The organism is Nocardia amikacinitolerans, from assembly GCF_900215415.1.
GTDB classification, from domain to species: Bacteria; Actinomycetota; Actinomycetes; order Mycobacteriales; family Mycobacteriaceae; genus Nocardia; species Nocardia amikacinitolerans.
Genome location: NZ_OBEG01000001.1, coordinates 1,260,264 through 1,279,828 on the forward strand (window position 1 = coordinate 1,260,264; position 19,565 = coordinate 1,279,828).

The 19,565-nt window shown below is 68.3% G+C and carries 2 protein-coding genes; one reads left to right on the forward strand and one right to left on the reverse strand.

The genetic code is table 11. The features are described from left to right. Nucleotides 1–17: 17 nt before the first annotated feature. Nucleotides 18–728 (forward strand): hypothetical protein, encoded by a 711-nt coding sequence (locus CRP45_RS05980; RefSeq protein WP_143861357.1) that lies wholly within the window; start codon nucleotides 18–20, stop codon nucleotides 726–728. Here the strand turns inward: CRP45_RS05980 and CRP45_RS05985 are convergent. Next, nucleotides 709–18,888, reverse strand: coding sequence for an amino acid adenylation domain-containing protein (locus tag CRP45_RS05985; protein ID WP_097244122.1), 18,180 nt, complete (start codon nucleotides 18,886–18,888; stop codon nucleotides 709–711). The two genes, CRP45_RS05980 and CRP45_RS05985, sit on opposite strands and share 20 nt — an antisense overlap. Nucleotides 18,889–19,565: the final 677 nt, after the last annotated feature.

The window sequence follows — 19,565 nt, forward strand, 5'->3', positions numbered from 1 at the left end:
CGTCCAGGAGGTGCGGAATGCCGGAAGCCGGTCGTCGGTCGCGTCCGATGGTGATCGCGAGCATGTTGCCGCTCGCGGTCCTGCTCGGAACCGGAGTCGCCAACGCGTCCCCGGATGCCACCGCACAAACACCCGCCACGCCGGCAACGCACCACGAGCAGGGGCGAGATCCCCTTGCGTCGCAGAGCTTGATCGTTCTGCTGACCCAGCCGCCGGTCGACACCGCACCGGCAGCGGACACGCGCCCCGGCGCCATCGGCACAGCGAATCCCCTCGCCGACAGCCGGAATCGAATCGAGACGATCGACGCACCGGACGCGCCTCCGGCCGTGAATCAGGAGCAGCTCCAGGCGTTCTGCGCGCAAATCCCCGTCGATCCCCAACGGTGCACCGTCACCACCGTGGACGCGGGCGTCGGCGCGGCGATCGGAGCAGGCATCGCCGCGGGACTGTCCGCGCCCGTCGCGGTAGCCGCCGCGATGGCAGGCGCGGCCGCCGGGTTCATCGTCGGTATCCCGTTCCTGCCGACCGGCTTGGTCGTCGGCCCGCTCCTCGGCGCGGCCGTCGGCGCCACCGTCGTCGCCATCCCCGCCGCCGTGCTCGGCGGGGCGCTCGGAGCGTCGATCGGGGCGCTGGTGGGAATCACCAAGCCCCTCCCGCAAGAGGGCAACCGAACCGAGGAATCCGACGCATCCACGAACGCGGACCTCACTCCAGTCGCGCGTTGAGGATCCGGGCGATCTGAGCCATCGCATCCGGTTCGGTCATCCCGAGGTGGGTCGCATCGATGTCGAACGCCGAGATCTGTCCTCGGACCACCCGCGTCCATCCCTCGTGACCCGCGGCGTCGGATCGCCGTTCCCGTGTCGCGGTGAAATAGAGCATTTCACTGTCCAAGACCGCGGGCCGCCACGCACTCACCGCTCGAATCGCCAGGTTGTAGGCATCGGTCAGGCGCTCGATCCGTGCGGCGTCGACACCGAGACCGCGCCCCAGGTGCCGTTCGATCAGATCGGCGGCCTCTTCGGCGGTCGCCTCGGCGTTCACGAAATCGACGCCGAGGACCGGACCGAGATTGCTGATCAGTTCGCCCGCGGTGACCGCGGGCAACGTCGGCTCCTCGACGCCGTCCACCTCGGCGTCCAACAGGGCAAGCAGTGCGACATCTTCACCGGCGGCGCGCATCTCGACCGCGACGGCGTGGGCGATCACACCGCCCAGCGACCAGCCGAGCACGTGATAGGGGCCGTGCGGCTGCACCGCGCGAATCTCGTCGAAGTAGCGCCGGGCCATGTCTTCGATCGAGGTCGGGCCGGGGACCTCGCCGCCGATTTGCGGCGCCTGCAGGCCGTAGATCGGTCGGCCGTCCGCGAGATACCGGTCGAGTGTGCGGTAGCACCACGACAGGCCGGCCGCCGGGTGGATGCAGAACAGTGGCGGTCGCGCACCGTCGGTCCGGATCGGCAGCAGCACGTCGAAGCCGTGATCGGTCCGCTCGACGGCGGGACCCGAGCGCATGCCGGATTCGATCCGCTTCGCCAGGTCGGCCGGGCAGGGATCCGACAACATCCAGGCGATCGGAACCTCGTAGTCGAGTTCTTTCCGCAACTCGTTCACCACTTGCACCGACTTCAGCGAGTTACCACCCAACGCGTAGAAGTCGTCGTCGGCGCCCACCCGATCCGCGCCGAGTACCGCCGCGAAGGCCCGGGCGACCGCCCCTTCCAGCGGCGACGAAGGCTCCCTGAACTCCCCTACCGCGAGCACCGGCTCCGGTAGCCGGGTGTGGTCGAGCTTGCCCGACGCGGTCAGTGGCACCGCGTCGATCACCATCATCGCGGTGGGCATCATGTAGTCCGGCAGTCTGGTCGCCGCGTGCGCCGAGACGGCCGCGGTGTCGACCGTGGCGCCCGCGACCGGAACCAGGTAGCCGACGAGGTGCTCCACCGCGCCCGCGGAGCGCACCGCGGCGATCGCACGGGCGATGCCGGGGTACTCGGCGAGTACCGCCTCGATCTCGCCGAGTTCGATACGCAGCCCGCGCAGCTTCACCTGGAAATCGGTGCGGCCCAAGTATTCCAACTCGCCGGTGTGGCGGCGGCGCACCAAGTCACCGGTGCGGTAGAGGCGACCGCCGTCACCGTACGGGTCGGCCACGAACCGTTCCGCGGTGAGGCCCGGTCGCGACCGATAACCGCGGGCGAGCTGCACGCCCGCCACATACAACTCCCCGGCGACACCGGGCGGTACCGGACGCAACCGGTGGTCGAGGACGTACGCCCGCGAGTTCCATACCGGTGTGCCGATCGGCATGTTCCCGCTGTCGGCTTCGGTCACCCGATGCGCGGTCGCGCACACGGCGAACTCGGTCGGACCGTACAGATTGTGCAGCGCGATCCCGGGGACCGTTCGCCGCACCGCGGCCACCACCTCGGCGCCGAATGCCTCACCGCCCACCATCAGCGTCCGCAGCGACTCCAGCGACCGCGCGGGCGCCGCGTCCGCGAATACCGCCAGCATCGACGGCACGAACGCGGTGACCGTGACCCGCTGGGTGGCAATGGTTTCGGCGAGATAGGCGGGGTCGGCATGCCCGTCGGCTCGCGCGATCACCATGCGCGCTCCCACGGCCAACGGCGCGAACAGTTCCCACACCGACATGTCGAATGTGGCGGGGGACTTCTGCAACACCACGTCTTCCGGCGTCAGCGCACAGCGTCCGCTGAACCAGCGCACCTGGTTGACCACCGAACAATGCGATATGGCAACACCTTTCGGCCGCCCGGTCGACCCGGAGGTGAACAGCACGTAGGCGACGTTGTCCGGTCGCAGCGGTGCGGGCCGATCCGCATCGGTGACCGGCGTATCCGCGAATTCGGACAGCTCCAGCCCATCGAGGGACGACAGCTCCAGCACCGGTGCCGCGATCGACAGCATGTACGCGATACGGTCGGCGGGAAGATCCGGATCGACCGGCACGTACCCACCACCCGCGGCGTGCACCGCGTACATGGCGGTGACCTGATCCAGGGAGCGCCGCATCCGCAGCGCTACCAACGACTCCGGCCCCACGCCGCGAGATATCAACCACCGCGCCAATCGGTAGACGCGCGAGGCGAATTCCGCATAGGTCAGCATCTCCTTGCCGAATACCACCGCGGGCCGATCCGCGTGCGCCCGCACGGAGCGGGCGAAAATCGAAGCCAGCGTCTCGCCGGGCGGCAGCGGATGTTCCGTCGAGTTCCACTGCGTCAGAACCGCTTCCCGTTCCTCGGCGCCGAGCAGATCCACCTCGTGCACCGGCTGCGCCGGATCGGTCGCCAGTGCGCCGAGCAATCGCAGCAGGCGATCCACGATCATGGTCACCGTCGTCGCGTCGAAGAGGTCGCTCGCGTAGGTCACCGCGCCGGTGACGCCCGCCGGGGCTCCGGTGGGGTCGTAGGAATCCGAGACCGCGATCTGCAGATCGAACAGTGCGGTGTCGTTGTCGGCCGTCATGGCCGACGCGGACAGCCCCTGCAGTTCGAACTCGGCCCCACCGACGTTCTGGAAGGCCAGCATCACCTGGAACAGCGGATGGTGGGCGTGCGACCGCACCGGGTTCAGCTCCTGCACCAGCCGCTCGAACGGAACATCGGCGTGCCCGAACGCGGCCAGATCGGTTCCGCGCACTTGCTCGAGCAGCTGGGTGAAGGTCATCCCCTCGGTCAACCGGGTCCGCAGCACCAGTGTGTTGACGAACATGCCGACCAGATCGTCGAGTTCCGGCTCGCCACGTCCCGCGTACGGTGTGCCGATGGCGATGTCGTCCGTATCGGCCAGCCGGGCCAACGTGGCCGCCAGGGCGGCGTGGAAGACCATGAACAGCGTCGTGTTGTGCGCCCGCGCGACCCGCTGCAATCCCGCGTGCAGATCGGCGCCGACGGTGATCGGTACGCTCGCGCCCGCATGGGTCTGCACGGGCGGACGCGGCCGGTCGGTCGGCAGCTCCAGCAGAACCGGTAGGTCCGCCAATTCGACTGTCCAGTAGTCTATCTGGGCGCGCAGCAGCGAGTCGGGATCGTCTTCGGTCCCCAGCACGGCCCGCTGCCAGATCGCGTAGTCGGCGTATTGCACCGGCAGCGGCGGCAAGCTCGGCGTCTCCCCGGCCAGGCGGGACGCGTACGCGGTCATGGTGTCTCGGGCCAGCGGGGCGAGCGATGACCCGTCGCAGGAGATGTGATGCACCACCACGGCCAGGACCCAGTCGTTCGGCCCGAGTTCGAACAACCGGATCCGCACCGGCGTCTCGACCGTCAGATCGAACGCCGTCGAGACGAACGCCGACAAGGTTTCGGCCAGTTCATGTTCCGCGATCGGGATCGCGGTCACCGGCGCGACCGCCTCGGCGGCGGGCAGGACGACCTGCGTCGGCTCGCCCTCGCCGTACGGGTACACGGTCCGCAGCACCTCGTGCCGGTTCAGCACATCCTCGACGGCCGCGCGCAGCGCGTCGAGATTCAGCTGACCGGACAGCCGCAGCGCGATCGGAATGCTGTAGGCCGCCGAGCCGGGCTCGAGCTGGTTCAGGAACCACATGCGCTGCTGCGCGTAGGACAGCGGAATGCGCTGCGGCCGTTGCTGTGCGGTCAGCGCCACCCGACCCGTGTCGACCCGCGATTCGGCGCACGCGGCCAACCGCGCGACAGTCGGCGCCTCGAAGATCATCGACGCCGGGATGGTCGCGTCGAGCGCGGCCCCGATCCGCGCGGCGACCCGGATGGCCACCAGGCTGTTGCCGCCGAGTTCGAAGAAGTCGTCGTCGGCGCCCACCGGACCGTCGATGCCGAGGACGTCGGCGAAGACGCCCGCCACGATTTCCTGCACCGGTGTCGCGGGCGCCCGGAAGCGCTTGGCCTGGACGACGGGCGCGGGCAGCGCCGCGCGGTCGAGCTTTCCATTCGGCGACAAGGGGATCGCGTCCAGGATCATCACCGCGGCGGGCACCAGGTACGACGGCAGCACCTCGGCCAACGACGCCCGCAGCTGTTCACCCGACAGGCTCGCCCCGGCTTCGGGCACCGCGTAGGACACCAGCAGCACCGGACCGTTGTCGTCCCGCCGCGCCACGGTGACCGCGTACGCCACCTCCTGCCGCGCGCTCAACACCGCGTCGATCTCGCCCAGCTCGACCCGATAACCACGGATCTTCACCTGGGAATCGTTGCGCCCCAGGAACTCCAGCGCGCCGCCGGTATTCCAGCGCACCACATCGCCCGTGCGGTACATGCGACGCCCCGGTTCCCCGAACGGATGCGCGACGAACCGTGCCGCGTTCGCCGCCGGCCTGTTCAGGTATCCGCGCGCCAGCGCGGGGCCCGCCAGATACAGCTCTCCGGCCACCCCCACCGGCACCGGCTGCAACCGGGAATCCAGGACCAGCGCCTGTATTCCCGGCAGCGGCGTACCGATCGTCGGCCGGTCGTCCGGTCCCAGCGCACCCGTCGCCGTTGCGGCGATCGTGGCCTCGGTCGGACCGTACAGCACCTGAAACTTCCGCGCGCCCGCGAGATCGGTGCCCGCCCAACGGCTCACCAGATCCGCGGGCACCTCCTCACCGCCGGACATCACCAGCCGCAAGTCGTCCAGCCCGGCCGGATCCACCGACGCGAGCGCGGCGGGGGTCAGGAAGGCGTGGGTGACCCGCCGCACGCGCAGGAATTCGGCCAGCTCGCCGCCGCCGTAGATCCCGTTCGGCGCAACGACCAGTGCGGCGGCCCGGCTGACCGCGATCAGGATCTCCATCAGTGCGGCGTCGAACGACGGCGACGCGAAATGCAACACCCTGGGCGTGTGTCGAAGCTCGCGGTCGGCGCGCCACACCGAGACCAAGTCGGCGATGCCGGAATGGGTCACGGCGACACCCTTGGGCACCCCGGTCGATCCGGAGGTGAAGATCACGTAGGCGACATCGGCGGCCCGCAGCGGCCGCGCTCGCTCGCCATCGCCGATCGGACCGCTCGCCGACGCGTCGATCCACGCGGCGAGGGCCGGGTCGTCGAGCACGAGCCAGTCCACCGAATCGGGCACTTGGGTACGCGACGACGACACCGTAATGCCCGACGTCGCACCGGAATCCGAGACCATCTGCTCGATCCGGCTCGCGGGATAGCCGGGGTCCACCGGTACGTACGCGGCACCCGTCTTGGCCACGGCCCACCACGCGACAACGGATTCCATCGACCGCGCTGCCGCGACAAGCACCGCATGCTCGGGTCCTGCGCCACAGCCGATCAGGACCCTGGCCAGCCGACTGGACCGCTCGTCCAGCTCCGCGTACGACAACGTGGCATCCCCCGCGACAACGGCGATGCCGTCGCCGTTGTCGCGGACGGCCGAGGCGAGCACGTCCGGCAGCAATCCGGACGACTCCGGCGCCGTCATGGTCCGTGTCCCCACCCGCGACATGAGCGCCGCGCGCTCGTCGGCTTCCAGCCAATCGATATCCCCGATCACCACGGCCGGATCGTCGGCGACGGCTTCCAGCACCCGCACCAACCGTCGGACGATCGCCGCCGCGGTCGCCTCGTCGAACAGATCCCGCGCGTAGCTCAACGTTCCCGAGATGCCTTGCGCCACACCGGCGCTGCCGAACGAATCGGACAACACCAGTTGCAGGTCGAACTGGGTCGCCCCGGTGTCCACATCCGTTCGCACGACCCGGACGCCGGGCAGCGCCAAATCGACCGTCGACACGTTCTGGAACGCCAGGACCACCTGGAACAACGGATGCCGCGCCGTCGATCGCTCCGGGCTCAACGCCTCCACGACCCGCTCGAACGGCACATCCGAGTGCTCGAACGCGAGCAGATCCGTCTCGCGAGCACGCATCAGCAAGTCGGTGAACGGCTCGCGCGTGTCCACCCGGGTCCGCAGTGCGAGGGTGTTCACGAACATCCCCACCAGATCGTCCAGCGCGGGCTCGCCGCGCCCCGCGACCGGGGTGCCGATGACGACATCGTCGCTGCCACCGAGCCGCCCCAATACCGTTGCCAGCGCGGCGTGCATGACCATGAACAGCGACGATCCCCGCGACCGTGCCAGCCCGAGCAGCCGCTCGTGCAGCCTCGCATCGATCCGCACCGGCACCCGGCCGCCCGCCAGCGACGCGACGGCCGGACGTGGTCGGTCCGTTGGGAGTTCCAACCGGTCCGGTGCGCCCGCGAGCGTGGAGCGCCAGAACTCCAGCTGCGCGGACATCAGCGACGCCGGATCGTCCTCGGCGCCGAGCAGCTGCCGTTGCCACCACGCGAAATCCGCGTACTGGACGGCGAGCGGCTGCCATTCCGGGGCGCGCCCGGCCAGTCGCGCGGCATACGCCGTCATCACATCACGCGCCAGCGGACCCATCGACTGACCGTCGCCCGCGATGTGATGGACGACCAGGACCAGCAGGAATTCCGTTGTGTCGCTGTCGAGCTCGAACAATGCCACGCGCATCGGCACGCGGGCGGTCACATCGAATCCGCGCCGGACGAATTCGCCGACCACCACCTGGACCGAATCCGCGGGCACCCGCATCGGCTCCATCGGCACCGCGGGCTCGTCGAGAACGACTTGCCTCGGCTCACTGGAGACTTCCGGATATATCGTCCGCAGGACCTCGTGACGTGCCATCACATCCGCGAGCGCGGCCGCGAGCGCCGCGGTGTCGAGCTGTCCCGACAGCCGCAGCATCACCGGAATGTTGTATGCGGCGGAGTCCGGCTCGAACCGGTTCAGGAACCACATCCGCTGCTGCGCCAGCGACAGCGGCACGGGGTCGGGACGTAAGCCGGGCAGCAGGGGCAACCGGCCCGCACCGCTGAGTGTCCCTGCGAGCGCGGCCAATTCGCCGACCGTCGGCGCCTCGAACACCGATCGCACCGGCACGCGCACGTCCAAGGCCGCACCTATGCGGGCCACCACCAGCGAGGCGCTGAGCGAATCGCCGCCGAGCGCGAAGAAGTCGTCGTCGGCTCCGACCCGGTCCACGTCGAGCACCTGCTCGAATGTTCGCGCGACCAACTCTTCCAACCCCGGCGACGGCGCCCGGTACTCGCGCGCGACGGCAGCCGGTTCGGGCAACCGGTCGCGATCCAGCTTCCCGTTGGCGGTCAGCGGCACCTCGTCCAGCACCACCACCGCGGACGGCACCATGTACCGGGGCAACGCCTCGGCCAGCGCCGCGCGCAACTGCTCGCCCGATACCGCCGCGCCGGTCGCGGGCACGACATAGGACACGAGCAGCGTCGGTCGCCCGTCGTCGCGGCGCGGCACGGTGACCGCGTACGCCACGTCCGCGCGCGCACCCAGCACCGCGTCGATCTCCCCCAGCTCGATCCTGGTGCCGCGCACCTTCACCTGAAAATCGTTGCGCCCCAAATATTCCAGCTCGCCCTCGGCGGTGCGGCGCACGATGTCACCGGTGGCGTACATGCGTTGCCCCGGTTCGCCGAACGGGCATGCGACGAATCGCGTCGCGGTCAATGCCATCCTGGCGACGTATCCGTCGGCGACGCCGGGGCCGAACAGGTACAGTTCGCCCGCGACACCGGGCGGCACGGGCCGCAACCAGGTATCCAGGACTATGGCCGCGACCGTGCCGACCGGCCTGCCGATCGTGATCGCGGCACCCGGTACCAATGCGTCGCCGGAGGTCGCCCAAATAGTGCATTCCGTCGGCCCGTAGACATTGACCATGGCGCGCTTCGGCGCCCACCGCTCGACCAGTTCCGGCCCGACCGGCTCACCGGCCGCCGCCAGCACGCGCAGCCCGCCGAGACCATCGGACGGGACTGTCGCCAGCGCGGACGGGGTCACTATCGCATGCGAAATGCCCTCGCGCCGCATCAGATTCGCCAGCTCGGGCCCGGCGTAGATATCGGCGGGCGAGATGACGAGCCGACCGCCCGATCCGTGCGCCATCAACAATTCGAAGATCGAGGCGTCGAAGCTGGGCGAGGCGACCTGCAGCACCACCGATGTCGGGTCGACGCCGAGCATTCGCCGCTGCGCCGCGACGATCTCGGTCAAGCCGCGATGGCTGACGAGAACGCCCTTGGGCGTTCCGGTCGACCCGGAGGTGTAGCTCACGTAGGCCGTCTGATCCCGCCGGATCGGCCCGCCGCGTTCGGCATCGGTGATCGGCGTGGCAGGGACCGAGTCCCAGGCGTCGTGCGTCTGCTCCGTGTCGAGGACCAGCCAGTCGACACCCTCGGGAAGACCCTTGCCGGTTGACGTATCGGTCAGTCCGACAACTGCTTTCGAGTCCGAGAGCAGAAACTCGATACGCTCCGCCGGCAGGATCGGATCGATCGGCAGGACGGCGGCACCGGTCTTGGCCACGGCCCACACGGCGACCGTCGCCGCGAGCGACCGCGGAAGCACCGAGGCGACGACCCGCCCCCGCCGGGCGCCGTGCTCCAGCAGGATCCGAGCCAGACGTGTGGATCGCTCGTCGAGCTGCCGGTAGGTCATGGCCGCCGCACCGCACCGCACGGCGATGGCGTCGGGTTCAGCGGCGGTGGACGCGGCGAGCATGCGGTCCAATGTCTCCGGAATCGCCTCTTCCGCAACGGAAACCGGCCACAATGGCGCCGATTCCTCGGCGAGCGGCAGCTCGCCGAGGCGCAAGTCCGGGTTCGCGGCGATCCGGCACAGCAGCTCGACGAAACGATCGAGGATGCGGCGCGCCGAGGCGGTGTCGAAGGCGCGCTCGTGGAATCGGAGGACGATCCGCAGACCCTTCGCCTCGCCGTCCTCGGATTGCTTCGGTTCCACGGCCAGGCTCAGCGGGTACGGTGTCGCGTCCACACCGCTGAGTTCGTCCACCCGCAGGCCCGCCGAATCGACGAGTTCCTGCAGCGCTGCCCGATCGATGGGGAACGACTGGAAGGTGATGACGGTGTCGAAGAGTTCGGGCAGGCCGACGCTGCGGTGAATCTCGGGCAGGCCGATATGGTGATGCTCCAGCATGCGGGCGTGCCGCGCCTGAATCCCGCTCAGCAATTCGCGCACCGTCACGGCGGGTTCGAGCGGGACTCGCACCGGAATCGTGGTCAGGAACATGCCGAGCGTCTGATCGACCAGCGGCAACTCGGGGGGCCGCCCGGACACCGCGGCGCCGAAGATCACATCGGTCTCACCGGTCGAGACGCGCAGATTCAGCGCCCATGCCGCGGCCACCGCCGTATTGATGGTGACGGCCGTCTCCGCCGCAATTCGACGAAGATCCGCGAAACGATCCGCCGTGAGTTCGGCCGTGACCTCGGCGGCGGATACGGAGCCCGCCGCGGCGGTTTCGCGGGACACACGGGTGGGCGCCGTGACATCCGAAAACTCCTGCGCCCATGCCGCTTTGGATGCGACGCTGTCCTGCCGAGCCAGCCAGGACAGATAGTCGCGGTAGGAGGGCGCGGGACCGGCGGAGTCGATGTGTTCGGGAGATCCGTAGTAGTCGAGCAGTTCTCGCATCAGCAACGGCATCGACCAGCCGTCCAGGATCGCGTGGTGATTCGTGACGAGCAGGCGGAAGGAGCGTGTCTCGAGCCGGATCATTGTCAAGCGTAGGAGCGGAGGAGCCGACAGGTCGAAGCCCGCCGCCGCGTCCGCCGCGGCGATCGCTTCCGGCGATCCGGCATCGACACCACCGGTGAGATCGATTTCCCGGAAAGGGATTTCGGCATGGTCCAGCACGATCTGGCACGGCCCGCTTACCGTCTCCACGAAGGCGGCCCGAAGGATGTCGTGCCGGTCGACCACGGCCTGGGCGGCACGTCGCAGGCGCTCGCCGTCGACCGCGCCGGACAATCCGATCATCGTCTGGACGGTGTAGTTGTCCCCGGACTCCGGGTCGAATGTCGAGTCGAAGTGCATCCCGTATTGCATGGGCGACAGCGGCCACACGTCGGACAGGCCGCGGTACCGACGTTCGAGCCGATCGAGGTCCTGTTCGGTCAGCGTGACGAGCGGGGGCTCCGGCCTGCGATCCGCCGGCGTGCGTCGCGGTGGTTCCTCGATTGTCATCGGAGCCGCGACGTCGTCCGCCAGTGCGGCGAGGGCGGCAACCGTCTTGGCTTCGAACACCTCTCGCGGTGTGAGCGTGATCCCGGCCGACCTCGCCAGCGCCACCAGCCGCATCGACACGATGCTGTCACCGCCGAGCGCGAAGAAGTTGCTGTCGGCGGACACCGTGTCGAGGTGGAGCACATCGGCGAACAGTTGCGCCACGACCTGCTCCGTGGGCGTCGACGGCGGCCTACCGCCCGCCACGTCGGCGGCGAAGGGGCGCTGCCGCAATGCTTTCCGATCGACCTTGCCGGTCGGCGTGCGCGGCATCTCGTCGAGCCGCACGATCGCCGCGGGATTCATGTAGCGGGGCAGCCTGCCCGCGAGATCGTCGGCGATCGCCGCCACATCCACCACGGAGCCCGGCGCTGCGACGACATAGGACACCAGAACCGGTTCGCCCGCGGGTCCTCGCACCGGGACGGTGGCGACGCTCGCGACGTCCGGGTGTCCGGCGATGTGGGCATCGATTTCCTCGGGCTCGATCCGCAGGCCGTGGATCTTGACCTGCTGATCGCAGCGGCCCAGGTATTCCAGTGCCAACCCGGCGGGTCCGCGCACCCAGCGCACGGAATCACCGGTGCGGTAGATCCGCTCGCCGCGGGTGGATCTCGGATCCGCGACGAAGCGCGACGCGGTCACGCCAGGTCGATCGATGTACCCGCGGGCGAGTCCTGCCCCGCCGATATAGAGTTCGCCCGCGACGCCGACCGGCACCGGTCGCAGCCACGCGTCGAGCACCATCGCCGACGCGCCGCGGATCGGTGCACCGATCGTCACCGCTTCGCCGGGTACGAGCGCGTCCGACCCCGTTGCCCAGATCGTGCACTCGGTCGGTCCGTAGTGATTCATCAGCCGTCGCCCAGCGCCCCACCGGTGCACGGTGTCCGGACCGGTAGCTTCGCCGACGACCGCGAGCGTTGTCAACGAAGGGGTCCGGGAAGGGTCCATCGTGTTCAGCACCGACGGGGTGAGGATCGCGTGCGAAATCCGCTGGGAACGAACGAGTTCCGCGAGGTCGGTGCCGCCGTACACCTCCGGCGGCGCCACCACCAGACAGGCGCCGCTGCCGTGCGCCAACAGCAATTCCGACAGGCAGGCGTCGAATCCCGGCGACGCGACCTGCAACACCCGCGAATCCTTGTCCACACCGAAGGCTTCGACGTGCGCCATGACCAGGTCGGCGAGACCTCGATGGCCGATCTGGACCGCCTTCGGTGTGCCGGTCGATCCGGACGTGTAGATCACGTATGCCGCGTTGTCGGCGGACAACCGGTCGTTCCAGGCCGGATGGGATAGATCGTCGTGAGCGTCCGACGCCGAAGCGTCCAGCAGCAACCAGTCGACCGTATCCGGAAGCCGCTGTGCCACAACGCTGGTGGTAACACCGAGACGCGCACGCGAATCGGACAACAACTCCCCGATCCGCGCGGCGGGATTGTCGGGATCCAACGGCAGGAAGGCCGCGCCGGTCTTCGCCACCGCCCAGATCGCGACGACCAGTTCGGCCGAACGGGGCACGGCCACCGCGACGATCGACTCGGCGCGCGCACCGTGGCCCGCAAGCAGACGAGCGAACGCGTCGGCGCGACGCTCCAGCTCGCGATAGGTCCACGCGGTGTCACCGCACCGGACAGCCACGGCATCCGGGTACCTCCGCGCGCTCCCCCACAGGATGTCGCGCAGCACGAGCGGGTCGGCCGGATCCTCGCCGCGTACCGTAAGCAGCTCCGTGCGTTCGGATTCCCGGCAGGGGGAGATCGCGATGACCTTCCGGCCGGGATCCGTGACGACCTGCCTGAGCAGCAGCTCGAACCGTTCGAGCAGAGTGCGGGCGTCGTCCGCATCGAATCGATCGGTGGCGAATTTCAGTGTCACCGTGTAAGTGCCGGGCTCGTCGGCGTCCGGTCGTCCGTCGCGGCCAGAACGCGGCGGGGTCACCTGCAAACTCAGCGGATACGGCGTCGCGTCGTGCGCGTCGATTTCGACCAGCCGCAATCCGGCGGCGGAAAGATTGCGTGCCAACAGTTCTCGGCCGAGTGGATAGGACTCGAGTACCGTCGCGGTGTCGAACATATCGGTGATACCGACGGCCCGTTGCAGCTCCGCCAGACCGATGTGCTGGTGGTCCAACATCGCTGCCTGCTCGGATTGCACCCGGACGAGCAGGTCACCAACGGTTTCGCCGGGCACGAGCCGGACCCGGACGGGCAGCGTGTTGACCAGGAGACCGACCATCCGCTCGATGTCCGGAAGCTGTGGCGGGCGCTGCGACATCGTATTGCCGAACACCACGTCCGACCGCCCGGTCATGGCGGCCACCAGCAATGCCCACGCCACCTGCAGGGCCGTGTTGGCGGTGACGCCGTGCGAGCGGCCCAGTTCGAGAAGCGCGGCGGTGGTCGCGGCGTCCAGGTTCAGGCCGACTTCACCCGCGTCCGCGGTGGCGGTCCGATCCGGCCCGCCCGCGACCCGCGTCGGACCATCGATTCCAGCGAGCGTCTCCCGCCACGCGGCGATCGCAGCGGCGCGATCCCGAGTTTGCAACCACCGCAGATACTCTCGGTACGAACGCGGGGGCGCGAGTTCGGCGGTATCGCCATCGGTGGCGTACAACGCGAGCAACTCGTGGATCAGCAGGGGCATCGACCAGCCGTCCAGAACCAGATGATGGTTGGTGACCAGCAACTGGAACATCTCGGCGCCGGTACGCACGAGATGGAAACGCACCAGCGGCGGGCGGGCCGGGTCGAACGGACCCGCAGCCGCCGTCGCTAGTCGCCGAAGTGCTTCCTTCTCCTCGGCGATATCGCTGATGTTCGACTCGCTCCACTCGACGCGGGTGTCGCGCAACACGATCTGCCGTGGCCCCTCGGCACTCTCGACGAACGCGGTCCGCAGACTGTCGTGGCGGTCGATGAGCAGCTGCGCGGCTCGCCGCATCCGCTCCGCGTCCACCGGCCCGGCGAAGGTCAGCGCCGCCTGGACGATGTAGCCGTCGTCGCCGTGCCGGTCGTAGATCGTGTGGAAAAGCAGTCCGGACTGCAGGGCGGTGAGCGGCCACACCTCGGTCATCGACGGGTATTCCCGCAGCCAGCAGTCGATTTCGTGCTGCGACACCGTGGTGAGCGGGAAGTCGGAGGGAGTGAATCCGGGTGTGGTGTCGGACCGGACGTGCTCGGCCAGCGCCGCCAGTGCTCGCGCCCACAGCCCGGCGAGTTCATCGACCTCGTCGCCACTCAACACCTGGGAGGCGAACTGCCAGGTCGCGTCGAGGTCGAGTCCGTCGCTGCCTTCCTCGGCGATGGCGTTGATGTCGAGCACGGCGGCCATCGCCATCGCCGGATCGCTCGTCGCGGTCAGCGCGGTGAATTCGGTGGTGGGCGCCCACGGCCCCGAGTGTTCACCGGCGCCCACCCGCCCGAGATAGTTGAAGCTGATCTGGGGTTCGGGCAGCTCTCCGAGCTCGGCACTCCCCTGGGAATCCAGACAGCGCAGCATCTGATAACCGATGCCGTTGTCGGGCACCGCACGCAGCTGCTCCTTCACCTGCTTGATCGCGCGTCCCGCGCTCGGCCCGCCGGCCAGCGCATCATCGAGATCGATATTGTCCCAGTGGATCCGGACGGGGAAGCGGGTGGTGAACCAGCCCACGGTGGCGCTGAGATCCGCGCCGGGCACGGCTCGCTCCTCCCGGCCGTGTCCCTCGAGCGAGATCAACTCTCCGGCGGCCGCCGCCGAACCGCGCCTGCGCCGCCACTCACCCAGTGCCAGTACCAGGGCAGCGAGCAGCGGTTCGTTGGCACTGCAGTGGAAGCGGTCCGGAATGGTGGTGAGCACCGCCTCGGCGATCGCCGCCGGGATGCGCTGACGGACCCGGCCCGCCGTGGCCCCGACGTCACGATCCGGAAGCAGACCGCGCGAGCCGAGGAGCGGAGCGCCACCCGCGAGTACGTCTTTCCACAGTTGGAGCTCCGACCGCCTGCCCGGCGCCTGCACGACGAGGCCGTGCACCCAGCGCCGGAACGACGTGGCGGCCGGGCCGAAATGCGATGCGCTGCTGGAGATTTGCGTCCAGGCCTGCGCGAGGTCGGCGAGGATGATGCGCCAGGACACCGCGTCGACGGCGAGATGGTGGATCACCAGCCACATCAGGTCGGGCCCAGTCCGGTTGCGATCCTGAATCCAGACGGCTTGCACGAGAACACCGCTGCCCGGGTCCAATCGATCCGCGGCCTTCTGCAGGTGGCGGTCGACCTCGGCGGCGTCGCGTCGATCGAGCCGAACGTCGACGAGCGCGGCGTCCGGGTCGACCGCCTCCCGATCGAGCACCTCGAGGTACCGGTCGACCGAATCGCCGCCGCGCAGCACCGCGCGCAACATGTCGTGGCGGTCCAGCAGAGATCCCACTACGCGCACGAGACCGGCTCGATCGACCCCCTCGGGCAGCTGGACGAGCACGGCCTGCGCGAACCGGTCGTAATGACCACGATCGAGCATGGCGCGCATGATCGGCGACAGCGGCATCGGTCCCACGCCCGCACCGGGCAACTCGGCCAACTCGCGGGTGTCGACGGCTTCCGTCGCCGTGGCCGCCAGGCCGGCAACGCTCTTGTGCACGAACACATCCTGGGTGGAGAAACTCAGGCCCTCCGCCTTGGCCCGCGCCACCAGCCGGATCGACAGAATGCTGTCGCCGCCGAGCGCGAAGAAGCTGTCGTCCGCCCCGACCCGCGGCACGCCGAGCACCTCGGCGAACAGCCTCGCGACGGTCTTCTCCCGAGCCGTGGCGGGCGCTCGGCCGACCGGCGCGGTCCCGAATTCGGGCTGCGGCAACGCGCGGCGATCGACCTTGCCGAAAGCGTTCGTCGGGAGAGCGTCCAACGCGAGTATCACGGCCGGGACCATATGCGGCGGTAGCGAATCGCGGGCGAAGCGCTGAAGTTCGAGCGGATCGAGGCGACGGCCGCCGACCGGGACGACATAGGAAGCCAGCACGGTCGTGCCGACGTTGTTCGACACCGGCACCGTGACGGCGAGATCCACGTCCTCGTGTGTGGTGAGCGCGGCGTCGATCTCACTCGGCTCGATCCGGTATCCACGGATCTTGATCTGAAAGTCGCTGCGCCCCAGCAATTCCAGCGTCATCTCGGCGTCGTCGCCGGTCCAGCGGGCGATATCGCCGGTGCGGTACATCCGTTCGCCTTCGTCGCCGTACGGATCGGCGACGAATCGGGCGGCCGTTTCGACGGGCAGCCTGCTGTATCCGCGGGCCAATCCCGGTCCGGCGAGGTACAACTCGCCCGCGGTGCCCTTGGGTACCGGCTGCAGCGTTCGATCAAGCACCATCGCCGAAACACCACGAATGGGGCCACCGACCGTGTGGGCGCGGCCGGGTCCGAGTACGGCGCCGACGGCCGTCACGGTGGTTTCGGTGGGACCGTATTCGTTGTACATGGACACCGAAGGGGTCCACCGCTCGATGACGTGCGGCGGACATACGTCGCCGCCGACCACGACCACTCGCAAGTCGGTCAACGGCTGGGGGTCCACGGTCGCCAGCATCGCCGGGGTCAGCGTCAGGTGGGTCACCCGCTCGTCGGCGAGCAGCCGTGTGAGCGGCGCACCGCCGGTCACCTCGGGCGGCACGATCACCAACGTGGATCCGCTCGCGAAGCAGGTCAGAAACTGTTCCAGCGACGCGTCGAAACTGGGCGAGAGTGCGTAGGACACACGGGATGTCGGGTCGATGCCATACGTGGCGGCGCGGTCGGCGACGAGATTCGCGATGCCGGTGTGGGTGACCTGGACGCCCTTCGGCTGTCCGGTGGATCCCGAGGTATAGGTGATATAGGCGACGTTGGACGGCCGTAGTGGGCGGAGACGGTCGTCGTCGGAGATCGGCTTGTCCGCAGCGTCGCATGCCCCCAGCGTCGCGGGGTCGTCGAGAACCACACGATGTATCTCTCGCGGGAGCCGCCCGCGCAGGGCATCGACCGTGATCGCCACTCTCGCATCGCTGTCGGCGATGATGTGGTCTGTCCGCTTCGGTGGATACTCGGGGTCCAATTGGACGAACGCCGCACCGCATTTCGCGATCGCCCACGTCGCCACCACCGATTCGACCGAGCGGGGCAACATGATCGCTACCGCCGTCTCCGGTCCACAACCCAGAGTCGTCAGATGCCGGGCCAATCGGGAGGATCTGCTGTCCAACTCGCCATATGTCATGGTCTGCCCGCCCGAGGCGATCGCGCACGCATCGTGATTCCGGCGCGCGCTCTCGCTCAGAATCTCTGGAAGCAGCCGTGTTTCGACCCCGCCGGGACCACGCACCGGCAGCAGCGCGGACCGTTCCTGCGCTTCCAGCAGCGGCAGACTACTGATCGGACATCCCGCTCCCCCGGCCAGGAACTCGTGCAGAAACATGAGGAATCGGCGATGGTGACCCGAGAGTTCCTCGAGGCTATAAACATTCGGATTGCCCTGGAAGTCGATATGCGTACTGTCTTTGCCCGCGCCCGGATAGATATTGACGAAAAGGTCGGCGGTCGGGCCCGAGGTCAGAACATGCAGGCGGCCGGTCGTGTCGCCGAGCACGACCTCGTTCTCGACCATCATGAGGTTCACGGCGGGCCCGAAGGATGCCGCTTCGTCGCGCGCGATCCCCATATCGCGGAATATGTCCTCTTGGCGATAACGTTGCCGCCGAAGCGCACTCGTCAACTCGCTCAGCACAGCGGCGATCAGCTCACCCACGCTGCGGCCCGCGACCCGCACGCGCAGCGGGACGACATTCGCCACCATTCCCCCGGAGCGGCGCAGCACGGCGGAGTGCCTACCCGAAACCGGAAGGCTCAGTAGGACTTCGTCGCTCCCGGTCATCCGCGCGAGATAAGCGGCGAACGCCGCGACAATGGTCGGTGTCACACTCGGTCCGTGCCCGTGCACGACGCTTTCCAGCAGATGCGCTGTGGCCTCCGGTAATTCGGTGCTCACCAGCGTCGGATGAATCGTGGCCTTGCCCGTGCGACTGGACAGGCCGACGACGGGAGGAGCGCCCGCCAAATGCTCCGACCAGTATCTGCGGTCGTTCTCGAAACGCTCCGAGCCCCGATACGCCAGGTCCTGCTCTACGACGACCGCCAGGTCCTGCGCCGCGCACGGCGGCGCTTCCTCGGACCTCACCCACGCGTTGTACAGCTCGGTGATCCGGTGCAGCATGGATACCGCGGCGAATCCGTCCAGCGCGATATGGTGCGCCCGCTGGTACCAGAGGAAATGGTTCGCGCCGACCTGGAAGACAATGCACACCATCAGGTCGTCATGCAGCAGGTCCAGCGGTGCGGAATAGTCCTGAACCATGATTTCGTGCGCAGTCGCAACCGGATCCGCGTGCCGGCGCAAGTCCACGACCGACACCCGACCGCCGCGTTCCTCGTCGATGAACTGACGCGGCTCTCCATCGACCTCGATCAGGCGCATATGCCCGGAGCCGAACTCACGACCGGCGGTTCGGCACGCCTCGGCGAGCAATTCCGCGTCCAGTTCGCCTGCGATCTCGACGTATTGGGCCACGGATATCGGCGACGATTCCGCTAGGTGCTGGGCGAACCAGATTCCCCGCTGGGCCGCGGTCAGTGGAAGGATGTCGGGCGACGGATGCCGCGCGGGTCCATTGCCGTTGGCGTGCGCCCCGGAATCCTCCCCTGAATCCGGGTCCTCGGAAGAACGGAATGAGCTGATATCCGACCGTTTCGAACTGTCCCGACTGTCATCGATGCCACGCTTTCGGCCCATTTCGACCTCCGACGATATCGTTCATTTCAGGAGCTCAGTTGTATTGCCGTAAGGTTGCCTATATCGGATTGTTAGAAGTTCGCAACATGGTTACGACAACCGGAATGCATGCTCAGGAAAATCATGGCGATCGGCACCCGATCGCCGACAGCGTCTCACCGGCCGGACGTCTCCGTCATCCGCCCCATTGTCAGGTCACCTGCGGCCAGAGGCCCAGGACTGAGGTCACAGTTTTGGATACGATACAGCGTCTCGCAGCAAATATAGCGCAGGATCTTGCCACAAGGTCAATACGACCGTAACCTGGCACGAAGTGTTCCCTGAGCCACCGATGAGCGGACGGCCGAAGAAGACAGCAATAGACTGGCTAACGCTTGTCATGATCGGACATGGCTACGCTGAGCCCCGCGCTCTCCCCTGCGCGGCGCCGATACATCTCGCGGTGAATTCGCAACCGCCCACCACTTCGTTCGTCACAGTCCGACGACGCCGGTACTCGCGGCGGCAGGTGATGGGTTCTCGTGCGGCCCGGCCCTATACCTCGACCTCCGTTCCGAACACCGAGAGGTACTCCTTTGGTTCGCGTGGCGGATACAAGTGATGCTCCTTAATAGCCAATCACTTACGACTGCCTCGCGAGCTTCCCGCCTGCCAGAATTCGGCTGGGCGTGATCACA

Bases quoted from the DNA above. Each gene is read 5' to 3' on its own strand.
- CRP45_RS05985 (WP_097244122.1), bottom strand. From the start codon at position 18,888: ATGGGCCGAAAGCGTGGCATCGATGACAGTCGGGACAGTTCGAAACGG.
- CRP45_RS05980 (WP_143861357.1), top strand. From the start codon at position 18: ATGCCGGAAGCCGGTCGTCGGTCGCGTCCGATGGTGATCGCGAGCATG.